General features: G+C 61.0%; 11 protein-coding genes. 1 reads left to right on the plus strand and 10 read right to left on the minus strand.

Annotated elements, in window-relative coordinates; genetic code table 11:
- Positions 1-4 precede the first annotated feature (4 nt).
- The 9 genes from I6F16_RS23615 to I6F16_RS23655 all read right to left on the minus strand — a co-directional run bounded on the left by I6F16_RS23615 (position 5) and on the right by I6F16_RS23655 (position 14,448).
- The gene (locus I6F16_RS23615; RefSeq protein ID WP_225174036.1) at positions 5-421 is read right to left on the minus strand and encodes a DUF5681 domain-containing protein; all 417 of its coding nucleotides are present in this window, start codon (positions 419-421) and stop codon (positions 5-7) included.
- On the minus strand, positions 414-1,772 hold the full coding sequence (locus tag I6F16_RS23620) for a DNA methyltransferase (RefSeq protein ID WP_225174037.1): 1,359 nt from the start codon (positions 1,770-1,772) through the stop codon (positions 414-416). The genes I6F16_RS23615 and I6F16_RS23620 overlap by 8 nt, the downstream gene beginning before the upstream one ends.
- A gap of 343 nt (positions 1,773-2,115) precedes the next feature.
- Positions 2,116-2,424, minus strand: coding sequence for a hypothetical protein (locus tag I6F16_RS23625; protein WP_225174038.1), 309 nt, complete (start codon positions 2,422-2,424; stop codon positions 2,116-2,118).
- Positions 2,425-2,477: 53 nt separating this feature from the next.
- A complete protein-coding gene (locus I6F16_RS23630; protein WP_225174039.1) occupies positions 2,478-2,777 on the minus strand; it encodes a hypothetical protein in 300 nt (99 codons plus the stop codon).
- Positions 2,778-3,411: 634 nt separating this feature from the next.
- The gene (locus I6F16_RS23635) at positions 3,412-3,867 is read right to left on the minus strand and encodes a nuclear transport factor 2 family protein (RefSeq protein ID WP_225174040.1); all 456 of its coding nucleotides are present in this window, start codon (positions 3,865-3,867) and stop codon (positions 3,412-3,414) included.
- Positions 3,868-4,129: 262 nt separating this feature from the next.
- Complete coding sequence (locus tag I6F16_RS23640; RefSeq protein WP_225174041.1) at positions 4,130-10,162, minus strand: FG-GAP-like repeat-containing protein; 6,033 nt, start codon at positions 10,160-10,162, stop codon at positions 4,130-4,132.
- 599 nt (positions 10,163-10,761) lie between these two features.
- The gene (locus I6F16_RS23645) at positions 10,762-11,940 is read right to left on the minus strand and encodes a helix-turn-helix transcriptional regulator (protein WP_225174042.1); all 1,179 of its coding nucleotides are present in this window, start codon (positions 11,938-11,940) and stop codon (positions 10,762-10,764) included.
- A gap of 17 nt (positions 11,941-11,957) precedes the next feature.
- Positions 11,958-13,106, minus strand: a complete 1,149-nt coding sequence (locus I6F16_RS23650) for a LuxR C-terminal-related transcriptional regulator (RefSeq protein WP_225174043.1) — start codon at positions 13,104-13,106, stop codon at positions 11,958-11,960.
- 670 nt (positions 13,107-13,776) lie between these two features.
- Positions 13,777-14,448 carry a hypothetical protein gene (locus I6F16_RS23655; protein ID WP_225112403.1) on the minus strand — a complete coding sequence of 224 codons (672 nt, stop codon included), beginning with the start codon at positions 14,446-14,448 and terminating at the stop codon, positions 13,777-13,779.
- A 357-nt stretch (positions 14,449-14,805) separates the two neighbouring features.
- Between I6F16_RS23655 and I6F16_RS23660 the strand changes: the two genes are divergently transcribed.
- Positions 14,806-15,225: an excalibur calcium-binding domain-containing protein gene (locus tag I6F16_RS23660; RefSeq protein WP_225112404.1), complete on the plus strand. Its 420-nt coding sequence runs from the start codon at positions 14,806-14,808 to the stop codon at positions 15,223-15,225.
- Between the two features lie 613 nt (positions 15,226-15,838).
- Here the strand turns inward: I6F16_RS23660 and I6F16_RS23665 are convergent.
- The gene (locus I6F16_RS23665) at positions 15,839-16,102 is read right to left on the minus strand and encodes a hypothetical protein (protein ID WP_225112405.1); all 264 of its coding nucleotides are present in this window, start codon (positions 16,100-16,102) and stop codon (positions 15,839-15,841) included.
- Positions 16,103-16,532: the final 430 nt, after the last annotated feature.

Genomic DNA, 16,532 nt, shown 5'->3' on the forward strand with positions numbered 1-16,532 from the left:
GGCCTCATGTGTTGTCCTCCTCATCGCGTTGGCTTGCAGCCGCAGCATTGGCGTTCGCCAAGACGTCTCGGCGATATGCCTGGAGGATGGCCTGATCTTCGGGCGGTAGGCTTGTCGCGGTCTCCACCGCGGAGCCGACAGTCATTGCCATCGCGAGGGAGAGGAGTTTGTCGAGAGCCCGCGCGTCCCCTTTGAGCGCCTTTTCCCGCAAGCGAAGCAATGCTGCCTTTTGCGTGGTGACGCGTCGTGCCCTGCCAGCGTCGTTCAGCGCGACTGTGGCCAGCAGGATGTTTTTCAGGTCGGTGGTGAAATTCAAGGCGCCTTTCGGCCGCCCGCGCGGGTTTCCGGATTGCCCCGGCGCGAAACGGGTATGCAGGGGCGGGCTGCCGTAGCCGACGCGGTTGTTCGGTTTCTTAGCCACCGCTGCGCTCCAGGCTAGCGGTGTTGGTCTGATCGAACGGCGCGCCGGTCACGGCGTTCACGGCTGCCTTGCCGGTTACATGCTGCCAGCGCCGGATCGTGACATCCACATAGCGAGGTTCGATTTCGATCAGCCGCGACCGGCGCCGAGTGCGCTCCGCGGCGATCAATGTCGTGCCGGCGCCACCGAACGGATCGAGCACGATGTCGTGCTCTTTGGTGCAGTCGCGGATCGCGTCGGCGACAAGCGCAACCGGCTTAGGCGTCGGATGAAGGCCTAATTTTGATTTCGGGGAATTTGCCCAGCTGTTTGAACCTGGGTAGTCCCAGACATTGGTACGGGCTCTGCCATGCTTGCCGAGTTGAACATTGTTGATGTGGGCGGCCTTTCCGTGCTTATAGATAAACACCAGCTCATGCTTCGATCTATAGAGCGACCCCATCCCGCCGTTTCGTTTGTTCCAAATGCAGAGATTGATCATTTCTGTGTAGATCGCGCCGGCGGCGGATAGGAGCGGCCCCAAGCCGCGCCAGTCCATGCATAAATAATGCAATGATCCATCCACGCTGAAGACGGCAGTATGTGAGAGCATTTTGGTCAGGAATGCCTCGAATTCGGCTGCGGACAGCTCGCCCGACGCCATCCGGAACTCGGGATGTGTGATCCTGCCGCGGCCTGAGACGTGACCCGCGATTGGGACGTTATACGGCGGGTCCGCAAACACCATTTGCGCCAGCTCACGCTGCATCAGGAGCTGATAGCTCTCGGCGAACGTTGCATCGGCGCAGAGGATGCGGTGCTCGCCAAGTTTCCAGAGATCACCCGGTTGGGCGACCGGTGGCCGAGCCTCGACAGGCGGCAGTTCATCCTCATCGGTGTCCGGAGCTGCCAGTAGTGAGTCGATTTGGCCCATGGCAAACCCGGTGATCTGCAAGTCGAGCTCTGGATCGAGGTCGCTAAGCTCCGACAGCTCAAGCTGCAAAGCCCTCTCGTCCCAGTCACTATCTTCAGCCAGGCGGTTCAGCGCTAGTCGGAGGCTGCGAAGCTGTGCATCCGTAAGATCGCGGAGCTGGACCACTGGGACCTGGTGAAGACCGAGTTCGTCGGCCGCCTGGACAAGCGCTGCCCCGGCCACGATGCGGCGGTCACGATCGGCGACGACCGGTAAAACGAAGCCGAACTGCTGCAGGCTCGCGGCCAATTTTTTGAGTCGGCTCTTGGGATGCCGCCGCGTTTCATGTCCGAGCTGTTTGAGCTCGCCAATCGGCACTAGAATCGGGGTGAGGTCGTGGCGGAGCGGGCAACCATTGCTCCCCACGGTCTGATTCGACAGGCGGGCACGCTGGATCATCACTGTGTCTCCAAGCATCGCGTTGCGCAGAGATCCCACTAGAGTCGCCTTTACGAAAAATGAATCGATTCGCGAGGCCTTGCGCATTCCTGTGAATAACTCGGGGAAATCTCCTCCCCCGCGTGCCGCACGATCGACGGCTGGCAGGCGATACGAACGTTCGAGAGCGTCATTCACCCGACCCAGCGACCCGTCGGTTCGAGTCGGCCAGTACCAAGCTCCGGCACGTGCGCTATGCAAGCTGGCGAAGTAATTCCTGGCATCGATTGAGCGCTCTGGCCGCGGGAGCTCTCGGTGGTGCGCGGCGTCGCTCGTTTTGGCGAGGCCTCGAATTCGCATTGTTCTACTTGCGGATGAATTTGAAGTTTGCCGTTGAATGTGATGCGGCGCTCATGTCCGTCTCTTTTTTAAGACGACAGTCAAATTGGCCGAATTGGAAGCGCGCCTCCGGTCCGTCACCAGGATGCTGGTGCGTCGCCATCGAGGTGCTATCGAGCGTGTAGCCCAAGCGTTGCTTGCGAAGAGCCGATTGAGCAAGCGAGAGGTCGATCGAATCGCCGGTAGGACCATTGACGACGTTGTCACCAACGCTCCGCTCGTGCTCGCAATGCACCGACAATCGGGCACCGCCGCGCGCTATTGCGAGCATCACGACGCTTACGCGCTTTTCCTTTTTGGAAAGCGTCCATTTCTTGCGCTGTGGCGTCAGTTGACGTGGTTGTTGGCCGCCATTCCAGGGTAAGAGGTCGTCGAGGCGGCTGATGGGTGCCCGTTGGGCATGCGCTGGAGCACGTCATCAGGATAGGCGAGGGGCCCGAAGTCGCTGCGCTTCGCAGTGGCTGTGAGGAGCGGACGGTCTCCCAGCGGGTCGCCGCCGTCGGATCCGGCGAACGGATCGTGCCGCAGCACGCCCGGCACCAGCATGGCGAGATCATCGAGGCCTTTGCGCATGTCGATGAAGTCCAAGGCGGCGTGAACCTTCGCGCGCCGAGGAAGCCGCGTCATGGTACCTGGCTCCTCGGCCGACATCACCGCCATCGACCACCTTGACGGCAAGGAACACCGGCGCTGCCACAGTCAGCGCCTGCTTTCCCGCGGAACAGCAGGCGTCCCGCGATGCCAGAGTGTCGGGCGACCTCCGACAGGCTGACACCCGGCCGCATTGCGCCCTCCTTGTTTGAGGCTGTGCCCGGTCGATTTGCGCCTGTCGGTTGACAATGAAAGTGGCCATTTGCCGGCCTCAACGTTGTGGTCGATCGCCTGAATTGCGATTATTCAGGGTCGGCGCGCGTGCGCAGCGAGGCCAGTTCGGCTTCATGTTCTCCAAAGTGATTTTCGTCGAAGGAACGGCGACATCCTTCCGAGCCTACGGAGAGCGTAGCGAGTTGCGAAGCATGCACTAATGGTGTGCGCCACAGGGCGTTGCCATAAGAGGGCATACCTGTGGCGTGGCCCAATGATCGCCAGATGGATCCCCCGTCTGCCTGTCCTCAACAGCGGCGGCATAGCGAACCTTGCTCAACGGCCGCTGGGGCTTTCCTAAAGTCGCTTCCTGCAAGCATATCAAGTGCTAATTGCAAAACGGCGGTGTTGGTTAGCCACCGCCGCTTTGATCGCGCGCTCCCAAGTTCTCCTCGAGTTACCTTGCTGCTTGTGGCGGCTGCGGCTTAGGAACCGATGTCAGCATACGGATCTTCCATTGCCCGTTCTCACGAACATCAAGGGTCGTCCAGACAATATTCAAGTTAATAGGATCACCCTTTTCGGTCTTGCCGGTGACGTGCGCTTCGCCGGTGCGGATGACCATGTTCTCTGATAAAGGCTGAATAGCGTTGGTCGTGATTGCCAGATGATCCGCCCCTCTCTTGAACGCGCCTTCATAATATTTGGTGTTATCCGGCTCAATCCCATTCTGGGTCACTCGCAGGTAGTTCTTGGTGAAAAGCGACGTGATCCCTGCAGCATCCTTCTTGTTGAAGTGCTGCTCGTACGCTGTCGTCAACCTGCGGAATTCCTCCTTGAGATTGTGATCTGATGCAGTCGCAGGAATCGTTGATAGCAACAGTGAAAGACATACAGCTCCCAATGTGCGCATGAGTGTTACTCCCTACTGTTGATGCCTCCCTCGAATAGGGGATGGAGACGAGGCCTACCTCCGTCCTCCTTAACAACATCGATCGCGCGGTCGCGGGTTTGGGGTGCGCAAGTAATGACCAGTTGCTGTTCGTACACGCTGCCGCCGACATCCTTGTTGTTCATCGATGATCGGCAAAGGCTCTCGGCCAATAACTAGCAAGCCCGTTCCCGTCTCTAGAAGACCCCCTCGTTTCCGTTAGCACGAACGACAACGGCGCACGTCAGAGTACGAAGTCACTTACCGAGAGCGTGTGCCGGCCGACCAGGTCGATCTGGAATTCCGCGCTCGGGTCAGAGTCGACACTCCCCTCCACGATGGTATGCTCGGTGCCGTTTGCGTCGGTCTCATAGTGGTAGCCGAGTTGGCCACGCCCGAGTTGGCCCACTCCGCCGACCACGTTGGTGATTTCGCCAACAAACACGAACTCGGGATTGCCAGCTTGGCCTCCGTTTGCGTCGATCCCACCGACATCGATGCGATCTGCTGCCGCCGTAAAATCGATGATCAGATCTCGATTGGTGCCAAAGCCGGCGGCCGCGGTGCTCGCGAATGTGAATGTGTCGTTGCCTGCTCCGCCAAAAAGCTCGCTCCTCGCATTGCTGGCCGTGATCGTGTCTTGGCCGGAGCCCCCCACCACGTTCTCGACGGATGTCAGACTATCGGTGCCGATCTCGCTGCTCGTTGCCGTCCCCGCAGTCAGGTTGATGACTGCATCGGCGCTGAGTCCGGCGAGGCTGTAGGTGTCGTTCCCGCCATTGCCGGTATAGTTATCGTTGCCATCGCCTGCCGTGGCAACGAACATGTCATCGCCCGCTCCTCCGCTGATCGTGTCATTCCCACCGGCGCCAATGATCGTGTCGTTGCCGCCAGCGCCCGACAGCGTGTCAGCACTGCTGCCGCCGGTGATCGTGTTGGCCAAACCGTTGCCGGTACCATTGAAGCTGCCGGTGCCGCCATAGGTCAGGTTCTCGATATTTGCGGACAAAGAATAGGTCGTGCTGGTCGTCACAACGGTGTCCGCGCCAGCATCCGCGGCTTCCACGACAACGTCCGACGAGTTGTCGACAAGGTAGGTGTCGTTGCCGGCCAGGCCGGCCAGCCGGTCGGCGCCTCCTGCGCCATCGAGCGTGTCATTGCCGGCGCCGCCCGTGATGATGTTGGCCAGCGCGTTGCCGGTACCTGCGAAATCGCCGGTGCCGCCGAATGTGAGATTTTCGACATTGGCGATTCCGGAAAGCGTGAACACCGCGAGTGCCGTCCGGATCGTGTCGGTCCCTTCGCCGGCATTCTCGACGACGACGTCCTCAGAACTGTCCACCACGTAAGCGTCGTTACCCGCGCCGCCGGCCATGCTGTCGTTGCCCGCACCGCCATCGAGCAGGTCGCCGCCAGCGCCGCCATCGAGCTCGTCATTGCCCGCGAGCCCCAGCAGCGTATCGCTGCCGCCCTGGCCGCTGAGTGTGTCTTCCTCGCCGGTCCCGGTCAGAGTATTGGCGGCACCGTTGCCGGTCAGGGATATGCCGGCCACATTCTGGACCGTAGCCGCAATCGCCTGCATATCCGTTCCGCCATTGCCGTCGGAGACCTGGACGTTGACGTCGTAGACGTTGTTCGCGTCGGCGTCGATTGGCGTCTCAAAGTCAGGTGCGGCGTTGAAAGACAGCACGCCGGTGTTGGCATCAATCGTGAAGAGGTTCGCGTCTGATCCGCCAGCGATCGTATAGGTGAGCGTCTGTCCATCATCCGGATCGGCGGCGGTCACAGTCGTGACTGCCGTCGTATTCTCGGCGATCGCAATACCTGCCGCCGTCCCCCCGCCATCGGAGGTTATGGCTGGCGTATCATTCTTGTCGATGGCATAGGCATCCCCCACAATGGTCGGCGGGCTGGCTTGCAGAATGGAGATCGAATTCGAACCGAAGTTTGCGACTGCAATATCTAGCCGCCCACCACCGGTGAAGTCGTCGACTGCTATCCAGCCGGGTTGGGTCCCGCCAGTCGCAAATAGCTGTTGGCTCTGGAACGTACCATCACCATTGCCGAGCAGAACCGAAACGGAATTCAACAACGGGTTGGCGCACACAAGATCCAATGCGGTATCGCCATTGACATGGGCGAGTGTCACGGTGCCAGGTGCAACACCGTCACTTGCTATGCCGAGCGTATAGGAGAACGGCGCCTGGAAACTTCCATCGCCATTTCCTAGCGCCACCGATACGGTCCCGTCGTAGCTACTGAACACCAAGTCCGTGTCGGTATCGCCGTCGAGGTCCTCGAGCGCGACGGAAGCTGTGTGTGTGGCGGCGGGAACATTGGGAGCCGCCGTGAACGTGCCATCGCCGGTCCCGAGGTAGATTTGAATGCCGAATGCTCCTGGAACGTTTGAAAAGGCGACATCTACGATGCCGTCGCCATTGAGATCGGCGGCCGCAACGCCGAGAGGATCCGCGTTCGAGGCCAGCACGGTGGAGAGACTGAAGCTACCGTCTCCGTTTCCAAGGAGCACGGAAACGCCGCCATTCTCGCCGGTGTTCGCAACGAGAACGTCGAGTCGACCGTCTCCATTGAGGTCCGCCAGCGCGGAATCCGATGAGTGGGCGCGGTTAGTCGGGGACGAAATCGCCGATTGGAATGTTCCGTCGCCATTGCCCAGGAGTACGGCAATGGCTCCGTTGGCGCCTGCGTTCGATATAGCGAGATCGAGCAGGCCGTCGTTGTCGACATCGGCGATCGAAACGCCGTTGAGATCATGGCCTGCAGCGTAATTCACCGGCTCCCGGAAGGTGCCGTCACCATTGCCCAGCATAACCGAAATCTCGCCCGAGGTGGATTCGGACACGAGATCTTGCTTGCCATCGCCGCTCAAGTCACCGCTCGCGACATGCCCAGCGATCCCTGAAATGGACGAAATGACCTGGAAGGTGCCTCCCGCCAGGGGATTGCCGGCGAGGTCGCGCACCTCCGCGCCGGTGACACCGAGTGCCACCGTGCCATCACCAGAACCCGTATCGACGATCACTACGTATTGTGCGCCATCGCTGCCCGTGACGGGCGTCACGCTGGCAATGCCGGCGCCGATCAGGGCGCCAGTCGTCGTCAGAGAAAACTGGCTCGCATCCACGCCGGTCACGGCCTCGGAGAACGTGACGGTGTAGTGCACTGTTTGCGCATTCGTCGGCGTATCGTCGCTGCGCGTGACGCTCATGACCGTCGGCGCGATGTCGTCGACATCGGTCACGGTCACTGCAACTGCCTGCGTATTCGTTGCATCACTACCGTCGGAAACCTGCACGGTCACCCTGTATACGTTGTCGCCATCGGCGTCGGTGGGTGCCTCGAAGTTTGGGGCGGAGGCAAAAGAGAGCGCGCCAGTATCGGCATTGATCACGAACTTGCTGGCGTCTTCACCGCCTGTGATCGTATAGGTGAGGGCCGGCCCGGCCTCCGGATCGGTTGCGGCGAGGGTCGCCACGGCCGTGATATTTTCTGCAATCGAGATCGACAGCAGGTCGGGCGCGCCGAAAGTGGTGTCGAGGCTGCCGTCAGCGTTGTAGCGAAGGAGCGCGAAATCGGCATTCGACCCGTTGCTGCTATATCCCGCAATCAGGATCTTGCCGTCGGGCTGCAATTTGACGCTGTATCCTTCGTCCGAGCCGAGGCCCATCTGCGTCGTGACCACTCCGCCAATGCCAAAGGCCGTATCGAGGCTGCCGTCAACATTGTAGCGGACAAGGGTAACATCCGTGTTCGATCCGTTGAAGCTATTGCCTGCGACCAGAATCTTGCCGTCGGGCTGGATCGCGACGCTGCTCCCGACGTCGCTGCCCGGCACAACGCTAGTCCTGACCGTGCCGTCGCCGGCAAACGACGTATCGAGGCTGCCGTCGGCGTTGTACCGCACGACGGCGATGTCGGCATTCGGGCCCGTTTGGCTAATGCCCGCAATTACGATCTTGCCGTTGGCCTGAACGGCGACGCTTTGACCAACGTCATTAGTGCCGCCAAAGTCCGTGGTGACCGTGCCGTCGCCACCGAAGCTCGTGTCGAGACTACCGTCCGGGTTGTAGCGAACGATTGCGAAGTCGTTCGGCCCGTTCCCGGTAAAACTATGGCCCGCGGCGATGATCTTGCCGTCCGGTTGCAAGGCGACGCTGTAGCTGGCGTCGTGAAACGCGACTGCCGTGGTAACTCTTCCATCGCCATTGAAGGTGGTGTCGAGACTGCCATCCGCGCTGTATCGCACGATCGCGAAGTCGAAGCTCGAGCCATTAAAGCTGTAACCTGAAACGACGATGCTTCCGTCGGATTGCAGCGCTACACTCTGGCCAAAGTCATCGACCAGCAGATCTGTAATGACCTTGCCGCCGTCGCCGAAACCGGTGTCCAGACTGCCGTCGGCGTTGAATTGCACGATGGCAAAATCGGAGTCCGCGCCCGACCCGGTATAGCCTGCAACCAGAATTTTGCCGTTAGGGTCTACGACAACACTATAGCCATTGTCATCGGCACCGCCGAAATCGGTGACTACCTTTCCATTACTGCCCAAACTCGTGTCAAGGCGGCCATCTACGTCATAGCGAACCACGGCGAAGTCGACACCCGTGCCGTTGAAGCTACTGCCAGCCACCAAGATCTTCCCGTCAGGCTGCACGGCCACGCCTCGACCAAAGTCATCAGCCGGACCGATGGTCGTCGTCGTCATGCCGTCGCCGACGAACGTCGGCGCCTCATTGACGTTGCCGACCGTCACGGCAATCGCCTGCGTATCCGTTCCACCGTTGCCGTCGGAGACTTGCACCGTGACGTCGTAGACGTTATCGTTGCCAGCGTCGATCGGCGCCTCGAAGTCCGGCGCAGTGTTGAAGGAAAGTGCCCCCGTGCTGTGATCGACGTTGAAAAGGCTCGCATCCACTCCACCGGCGATCGCATAAGTCAGGGTCTGCCCGGCGTCCGGGTCGGTGGCTGTCACCGTCGTGACCGCCGTCATGTTTTCCGCAACCGAGACGCCCGCCGTGTCGCCGCCGCCGTTCGAGGTGATGGCTGGTGCCTGGTTGTCGGGCACGACCTCGAAGATTTGTGCGCGCACGGCGTTGCCGGAAGTGTCGCTGCCCGTCTGGCTGGCATCAGTCCACGTGACGACAAAACGCCCATCGGGCAGGGCGGTGATTGCCGGCTCAACTTGGTTACCTGCCGTTGTGGTGTTGACCAGCAACTCGGAGCCGGACGGCACGCCATCGGCGTCGAACACCTGCGCCCGCACGGCCCACGAGGACGTGTCGCCGCTCGTCTGGCTGTCATCGGCCCACGCGATCACAAAATGCCCGTCGGCCAACGCGGTGATGGTTGGGTCGGACTGATTGCCTGCCGCCGTGCTGTTGACCAGGAGCTCGAATCCGGACCGCGCGCCATCGGCGTTGAGTATCTGCGCCCGCACGGCGAGCCCGGACGTGTCGCCGCCCGTCCGGCTGTCGTCGGTCCACGCGACGACAAAGCGCCCGTCGGTCAACGCGGTGATGGTTGGCAGGTACTGAAAGCTTGCCGTCGTGGTGTTGACCAGGAACTCGGAGCCGGCCGGCGTGCCATCGGCGTTGAACACCTGCGCCCGCACCGCCCACGAGGACGTGTCGCCGCCCGTCTCACTGACATCCATCCACGCGACGACGAAACGCCCGTCGGCCAGGGCGGTGACTACGGGCTCAACTTGGTTACTTGCCGTTGTGGTGTTGACCAGGAACTCGGAGCCGGCCGGCGTGCCATCGGCGTTGAATATCTGTGCCCGCACTTCGTACTCGCCCACGTCGAAATCGTCCCACGCGATCACGAAACGCCCGTCGGCCAGAGCGGTTATGGCGGGCCTGACCTGGCTGGTCGTCACGGTGTTGACCAGGAACTCGGACCCGGACGGCGTGCCGTCGGCGTTGAAGACCTGCGCTCGCACGGCAGCGCCGCTCGTCGGACTGTCATCAGTCCACGCGACGACAAAACGCCCGTCGGCCAGGGCGGTAATGGTGGGTTCGATCTGATCGCTTGCCGTCGTCGTGTTGACCAGGAACTCGGAGCCGGCCGGCGTGCCATCGGCGTTGAACACCTGCGCCCGCACCGCCCACGAGGACGTGTCGCCGCCCGTCTGACTGAAATCAGCCCACGCGACGACAAAACGCCCGTCGGCCAGCCCGGTGATGATTGGCTGGGACTGATTGTTTGCCGTCGTGGCGTTGACGAGGAATTCAGATCCGATGGCCTGAATAGTCATTGTCGTCTTCCCTCCGTGGCCGCGCCTTATTTCTTGTTTTCTTGGGCGCCTGGGCGCTCGAATTCTGAACAGGCTGCGAGCGGCGCGAATGATGCAAATGTACCAATCGCCATGTACCTCGTTCGAGGTAGGGAATGCTTGCCGTCGCCAAGCCTCTGCTCACCCTAGCGACGTTGCGCCGGACTGCCGTGACCGAAGTGTGTCTAGCGAGGATCGCGTAACCCTGTAAATCCCGCACACCCTTCCTATCTCGAAGTCCCAGAGGTTTGCTTGGAAGGGGCAACCGCCATTGAACGTCGGGACGAACCACGACGATCAACAGGCACAAGGTCCCGTGAAATCACCAGGCCATCTGCCCAGGTTACTCAGCAGGACGCGAAACGCCACAAGTCCGCGAACCGTGGAGAACACTCGCTTGAGCACATTTCGTACGGTCTCGTTCGCGATTCCGAGCTTCTCGGCCGGCTCCCTTGGAAGCGCTGCAGGCCAGCGAGCTGGAAAGGGAGCAGCGTCGTAGATCGCCTCGGTTGCCGTTAACTCTGGCTCGTGGCAGCTCCGCATCGCACGTTCTCATCACTCGTTCGGGTCTCCAGATGCGTTCACCGAGATCCGAATATGCCCAGCGTTCCGACGATCGCGGTCACGAGCTCGGCTTGCCGCCGCGTGTCGGTCTTCTCGAGCGCGGATGCGAGCTGGTTGCGCACGGTGTTGCGCGAGTGGCTGCTGGCGCGCGCATACTCCGCCAGCGTCCGGCCCGCGATCAGCGCGCTGACGAGCCGCGCCTCGGCGGCGGACAATTTGAATGCCGCCTGGATCGCCCCTGGGGGAATAGATAACGCACACTCGGCCGCGACCACGAGCACGAGAACGGTCGTCGCCTCGGCGCGGAGACCGAGCATGAATTCCGAGCGATGGTTCGGTCCGTTTGGCTGCTCCGACCGCATGGGCACGGCCCAGGCAACGAACGCCCGTCCGGAGGCGCTTGAGGTCAAACGCACGGGCTGGGTTGCGAGCGCCGTCGGCGGGCGCAAGGCGCGCATCATGGCGACCTCGAATGCAGCGTTGTCGGCGCAGTTGGCGACGCGCAGCCGCTTGGAGCGATCGGTGCATAGCACGCTGTCTCGCCGTAACAGGTCTTCCGCCTTTTGATTGGCGAGCAGGAGCCGCCCGGTCCCATCAACCAGGAACGCGGCCAGCCTCAGCGCATCAAGACCGGTTCCGAGCGCTCGCTGGGCTGTGCGCGCAGCCGTCGTAACGCGATTGATCTCGATGGCGCGCATCAGGTGCGGCACCAGCAGCGCCAATTGACGTCTGTAGGTCTCTCGGTTGCTGCGGTACACGGACTCGTGCGGAGCGATGCTTAGCAGCGTCACGCCATAACCGTCATTGTGGAGCGATACACCCAGATGATCGGTGGTGATGCCCTGCGGTCTCATGAAATCGGCGTAAAACTCGGTGCGTTCAGCGATCTCAGGGTCAAGAAGATCGCTTGCGTAAATTACCTTGCCGACAGGGATGGTTTCGAGGCGTGCCGGTGGATACGGATTGATGCTGTGGAAATGCTTGGCATAAGACGAGTTGAGTCCGGGATCGTCGCCGAAATGTCGGAATACAGGTGTGGTTGCCGTAGCCACATCATAGAAATGCAAGATGCCGCGCGCGCCGCCAAAGGGGCCCGGCAGCGCATTGAGGAACGCCTGCCATCGTTCGGGATCAAGCGCCGAGTCGTAGAGCATATCTAGCAGTCGGGGGAACTCTTTCTCGTAGAAGATACGCATGGCGCCGCCCCCTCCGGTCACTCGTCCGGACCGAGGTCCAGACATGGCGCCAGTGCCGTCACGACGCCAACCAGCTCCGCTTGCCGGTGAACACCGAGCTTGGCCATCGCGGCTGCCAGCTGGTTGCGCGCGGTGGCGCGGCATATGCCAAGCCGATCGGCAGTTGTCTGCAGGCTGTCACCCTCGGTGATACTCAGGACTACACTCGCTTCGGCTTGCGACAGCCTATAGAGGTTCTTGAGCACCTCGCTCGGGGGACTTGGCGCACGTCGCCGGTCGTTGATCAATACGAGGGCAAACCCTGGATCCGCGCCCAGAGTCGCGTGCGTCTTCGAGATCCTGAACGGCAACACGAGAACCTGATAGCGCCCGTTGCCCTCATTCGTCACCATAAAGCTCGCCGGAGGCGGCGCCTTCGCCGTCACGAAACCACTCTGGAGCGCGCGATGAAACGCTTCGTCGGCCCGACACGCGACGAACGTCAGCTCCGATGCCAGCGACATGCGCACGAGCCGACGTTGCTCCAGAAAAACGACGGCCCGTCGATTGGCAGCCACCACCTTGCGCGGCGGGCGCACCAAGAACGCGGTCCCGGAGATTCGATCGAGCAGCCCTTGCAATCCCCCCTCGGTAGCCCGCGCCGCGCGCAGGCGGGAGGTCACTTCCAGCGCCCGCGCAAAGTGCCGACCGACGCTGTGCAAGAATTGCGCGGCGGGCGCTTCGAGATGCGACAGGCGCTCGGGGATATCGCAGCTGAGCCGCGTCAAGGAGCCGGGCGATCGCTTGAACGTCAGGTTGGCGCCGTGCGTATAGTCGCCGGCCGGTTTCAGCCATTCGTGATAGAAGGGCTGCCGGTCAAGCCATTGCCGGCCGAACATCTGGGACGCTCGCGCCACCTGTCCCGGCGCAACGCATCGCAACAGGTCGTTGTACGGGTTCAGCTTATAATAGTGCGCGACGTATTGCCTGATCGAGTCCGGATCCCAGCCGGCTGTCGTTGTCGGCGGAAGATGGCCAATGCCGTCCATACAGATGAACAGACTGAAGGCTGTCCCTGGAAACAGACTGTGGCAGCTCGCGACCGCCTCCGGCCAGTGTGCAGGATCACAGCCCGCCTGGTAGATCTGATCGACTGTTTCAAGCAAAGCTCTGGTGGAAACAGACATGCCCCGGCCATCATCAATTTAAAAAAGAGCAACCGCACTTTTGCGCCGATCTGGCTTAGAATCGCGAGCATGTCGAAGCAGCGCAAAGTGACAACCAATTTCGTCAGCTCGTAAAACCGCTGCTCCGCATTCGTCACTTCCTCTATGTCGCCGGGGTCGAATTCCGACGGCTGTCGCCACGTTGGTGCATTACGATCTGGATTGCCATAACCCCTCTCTCCTCCGAGTTGCTGCGGTCCCAAGATCCGTGCGCAACGCTCTGGCTCAGAAACCGCGAACCACATTCGAACGGAACGTGCTTGCCTTCTGCAGAACGGCGGCAACGTACGCTCGGTGCATCGTCGAGGCCTCGTGCGAGACCCGCTGTGAGTTGCCGGAACGGTTGATGCTCAGTCGCTAATTAAATAGATATTTAATAACCAATTTAATCGAGCGGCAAGAGGAATTCGCTACATAGCGCGAAGTTCCGGGCTTGAGTAATTTAGCTTTATAATCGACTACGTCGCCGCCGTGGATTAATTACTCGGACCCTCGAGTAGGTGCGCGACAATAGACACTTCCGACGCTCGGACTCACGGCCGTTCCCTGTTCGGGCGCCGCCGACTCGCTGATACGAGGTCTCGATGATGTCCTCGGTGCAGGACGCAACCATGCCGCCACTGCCGCGGGATCACAGGACGCATCCGCACCGAGCTGATTGGGCATAGGCCGACAGGCGCGGGTCGATTCCGGCATGCGCCTCGCAGAAGCGGTCGATGATTTGGGTGACTTTGTCGCTGTAGTCGCGGTGCCAGTGCCCAAGGCCGTGGAGAGCACTTTCCTGACAGGCGATCGATTCAAGCTGAAGGATACGGTCCATGGTTTGCAGCGCGCAATCGTGGATCGTCGGGAGGGCGGGGTCGCCAGGAAGAGCCAGGCACGGAAACGCATCCCACCACATATAGCAAACACCGTTTAGGGCTTTGCTGGCGGCTTCGCTCAGGTGGGACAGGCCAGGGTCGCAACGAGGCTCGAACAATTTCGCGAACAGCGCCGCGACAGAGGTGACGCAGCGAACACGGTCTTCGACCGGAACATCAGTTGAACAAAGCCATCCGCTATCGCCGCCGGCATTGGTATTCACAAGGTAAGTTAGGCCCTGTGCGATTTGGCTGTCAGCAAATCCCTGTAACGCTGGCTCCGGGTCTTCAAACAGTCGGGTGAGATAAGACACGGCTTCTACCGCCGGCGGATCCCACCTATCATGCTCAGGATCGAAGTACCAAGGTGCCCGCCGAAAGCGAACCTCCCGTCCAAACGCGTGCTCCAGCCAATCATCAAAGCTGAGGTTCTGAAGACGCATCGCAAGTGCCTGCGGCTCATCCAAAGCAAGTCGATGGCCCAAACGACATCGCGGCCACTATAAGCCCCATCGCTATGAAGGTCGCTAGCCGATGCGGTTTCGCCTTAACCTAGCCAATGCTAGGCTAGATGTCGGATGAAGCCAAGCCGCGAAACTTTCCGGATCAGGCCCAATCATGTTCTTCTATGCCGCAATGCTGACGCCGCGCTCGAGCTTGTGCAGGAGACTGGCCGAAGCTGCGGCCGCTAGGATCAGTCCCGTTGCGCCCATTCGCCCTCCCTGAGCCAGGCGTGACGGAGCAGGTCGGGCGCGATCCTGGTTCGTAATAGAAGATCTCAGTGATGTTGTTTTCATGTGATGCCCCACCTTCCCGACCCCAATCCGGTTCGTCCCGGTCGCGGTCCTGAACTGCGACTGCGCAATTTGCAGCGCCGCTTCCGTGCGGTGTCGGCGCGCCATGATCGAACTACCAAGCTGCGGTCTGGGCTGCGGTGGGCCATCACGGCATTGATCGCAATCGCTGCCTTGTTGGCCGCCTATCCGGCAATTTGGCTCCTTGTTTCGAGCCCGTGGTCGGTCACGACAACGCTCAAACACATCGCGTCCGCTCCCAATTGCGATTTTGAGCGCTTGGTCGGCTTAGCACCCGCGCGGCGCGGAGAGCCCGGCTATTGGCAGCACCACGATCGCGACGGGGATGGGGTTGCTTGCGAACTATGGCGGCCGCATCGGGGAGAGGTCCTGCAACGAACAATAGCAATCGCCAATTCGGATTGAGTTACGCAGGCGTTTGCGACGCGCCCAAATAGTGGTCGTGTTGGCCGTCGGTGAAGAGCGGCCGGCCGATCCGTGATCGCATGCGCTGCTGGGCTGGACCGGTCGGAGATGCGTCACTTCGAGACGTGGTCTTGCTTTGACTGCATCCTGGCCATGGTCGCGAATACCACCGAGCCAGCCCGATTCCCCTCCAATGATGAGAGCAAGAGGTCTTGCCTGTTTGACGCGAGCACATTCCCTGATCATCGGCGGAATTTCCCTGTTAAGATTTTGATGCATCGCGACGCAATGCCTGCGATTTCAACCCTCATTTCGCATTTTACGCCGGTTGGCGCTCCTGCGACGGGCACTTTTCCCTGCAAAATTCCCTGTAAGCAGGGAATTGATCGCCGGCGCCTTTGCACTCTTGGGCAGGCGCTTTTAATGTCGGGCGCACAGGGAAACTCGCGCCTCGGCGCGCCCATAGCCCAAGCTACGCCCGTCGGCCACGCTTGTTCGGCCGATCTCTAAAAGGCGCTCAAAGTGAGTCAAACAAAAACCGCCGCGGCCGTTTACTCGGCGCGGCGGTTGATGAGGACGGTTGGGTTGCGCTTAGCCTGTTGCTCCGGCGCGTCTACCGCACGTACCAATATCCCCACCAGCGCTGGGACACCGGCCGTGCCTGCGCCTTCATCGCTGCGACTTCTTCGGCCGGGCGAAGCTGCGGGCCATAGACCGCCGGTGGGTAGACGTTGTCCCAGAACACAAGCCCGCCCTGGACGGCGGCCGCCCGCTGTGACGGGGCAAGCGCGAGCTCGGCGGCTGATGTCGCGGATGCTGCCAAAGTGAGGCCGAGAGCGGCCAGGGCAATGGATGAAGCAACGGCGCGGAAGTTCATTGGATTGAATCCCTCATGAAATGCGATGGATGATAATGCGACGGGTTCCGGATGGTTGCAAGGGTACGGGCAGGCCGGCTGACGCCGAATTTCCGGTTGCAGGAGCGCATGGTCTCGCCGAGGCGCGTCGGATCGACCGTGACGGGCCTTGATGCATCGGACTGCGAGAACGTCTCTTAGATATGTGGTCGTCATATATAGAGAGTGTTCGATGATCACCTCCGGCCGAGACGAGATCAGGCAGAGGTCGGCAGCCTTGCCACGCGCGCGGCATGCATGGAAGCGATCGAACCTTGAACATTTTTTCGGCGCTCGTGAATCCTCGAGAACCATGATGTCGACACACTGCTCACTCTTGATAGGACGCGCACGATCCAGGACGACTCCCAGGACGACTCTCATGACTTCTGCGTTTGTCTCTGCTTCCATT

This window comes from Bradyrhizobium sp. IC4060, from assembly GCF_020193715.1.
GTDB lineage: Bacteria > Pseudomonadota > Alphaproteobacteria > Rhizobiales > Xanthobacteraceae > Bradyrhizobium > Bradyrhizobium yuanmingense.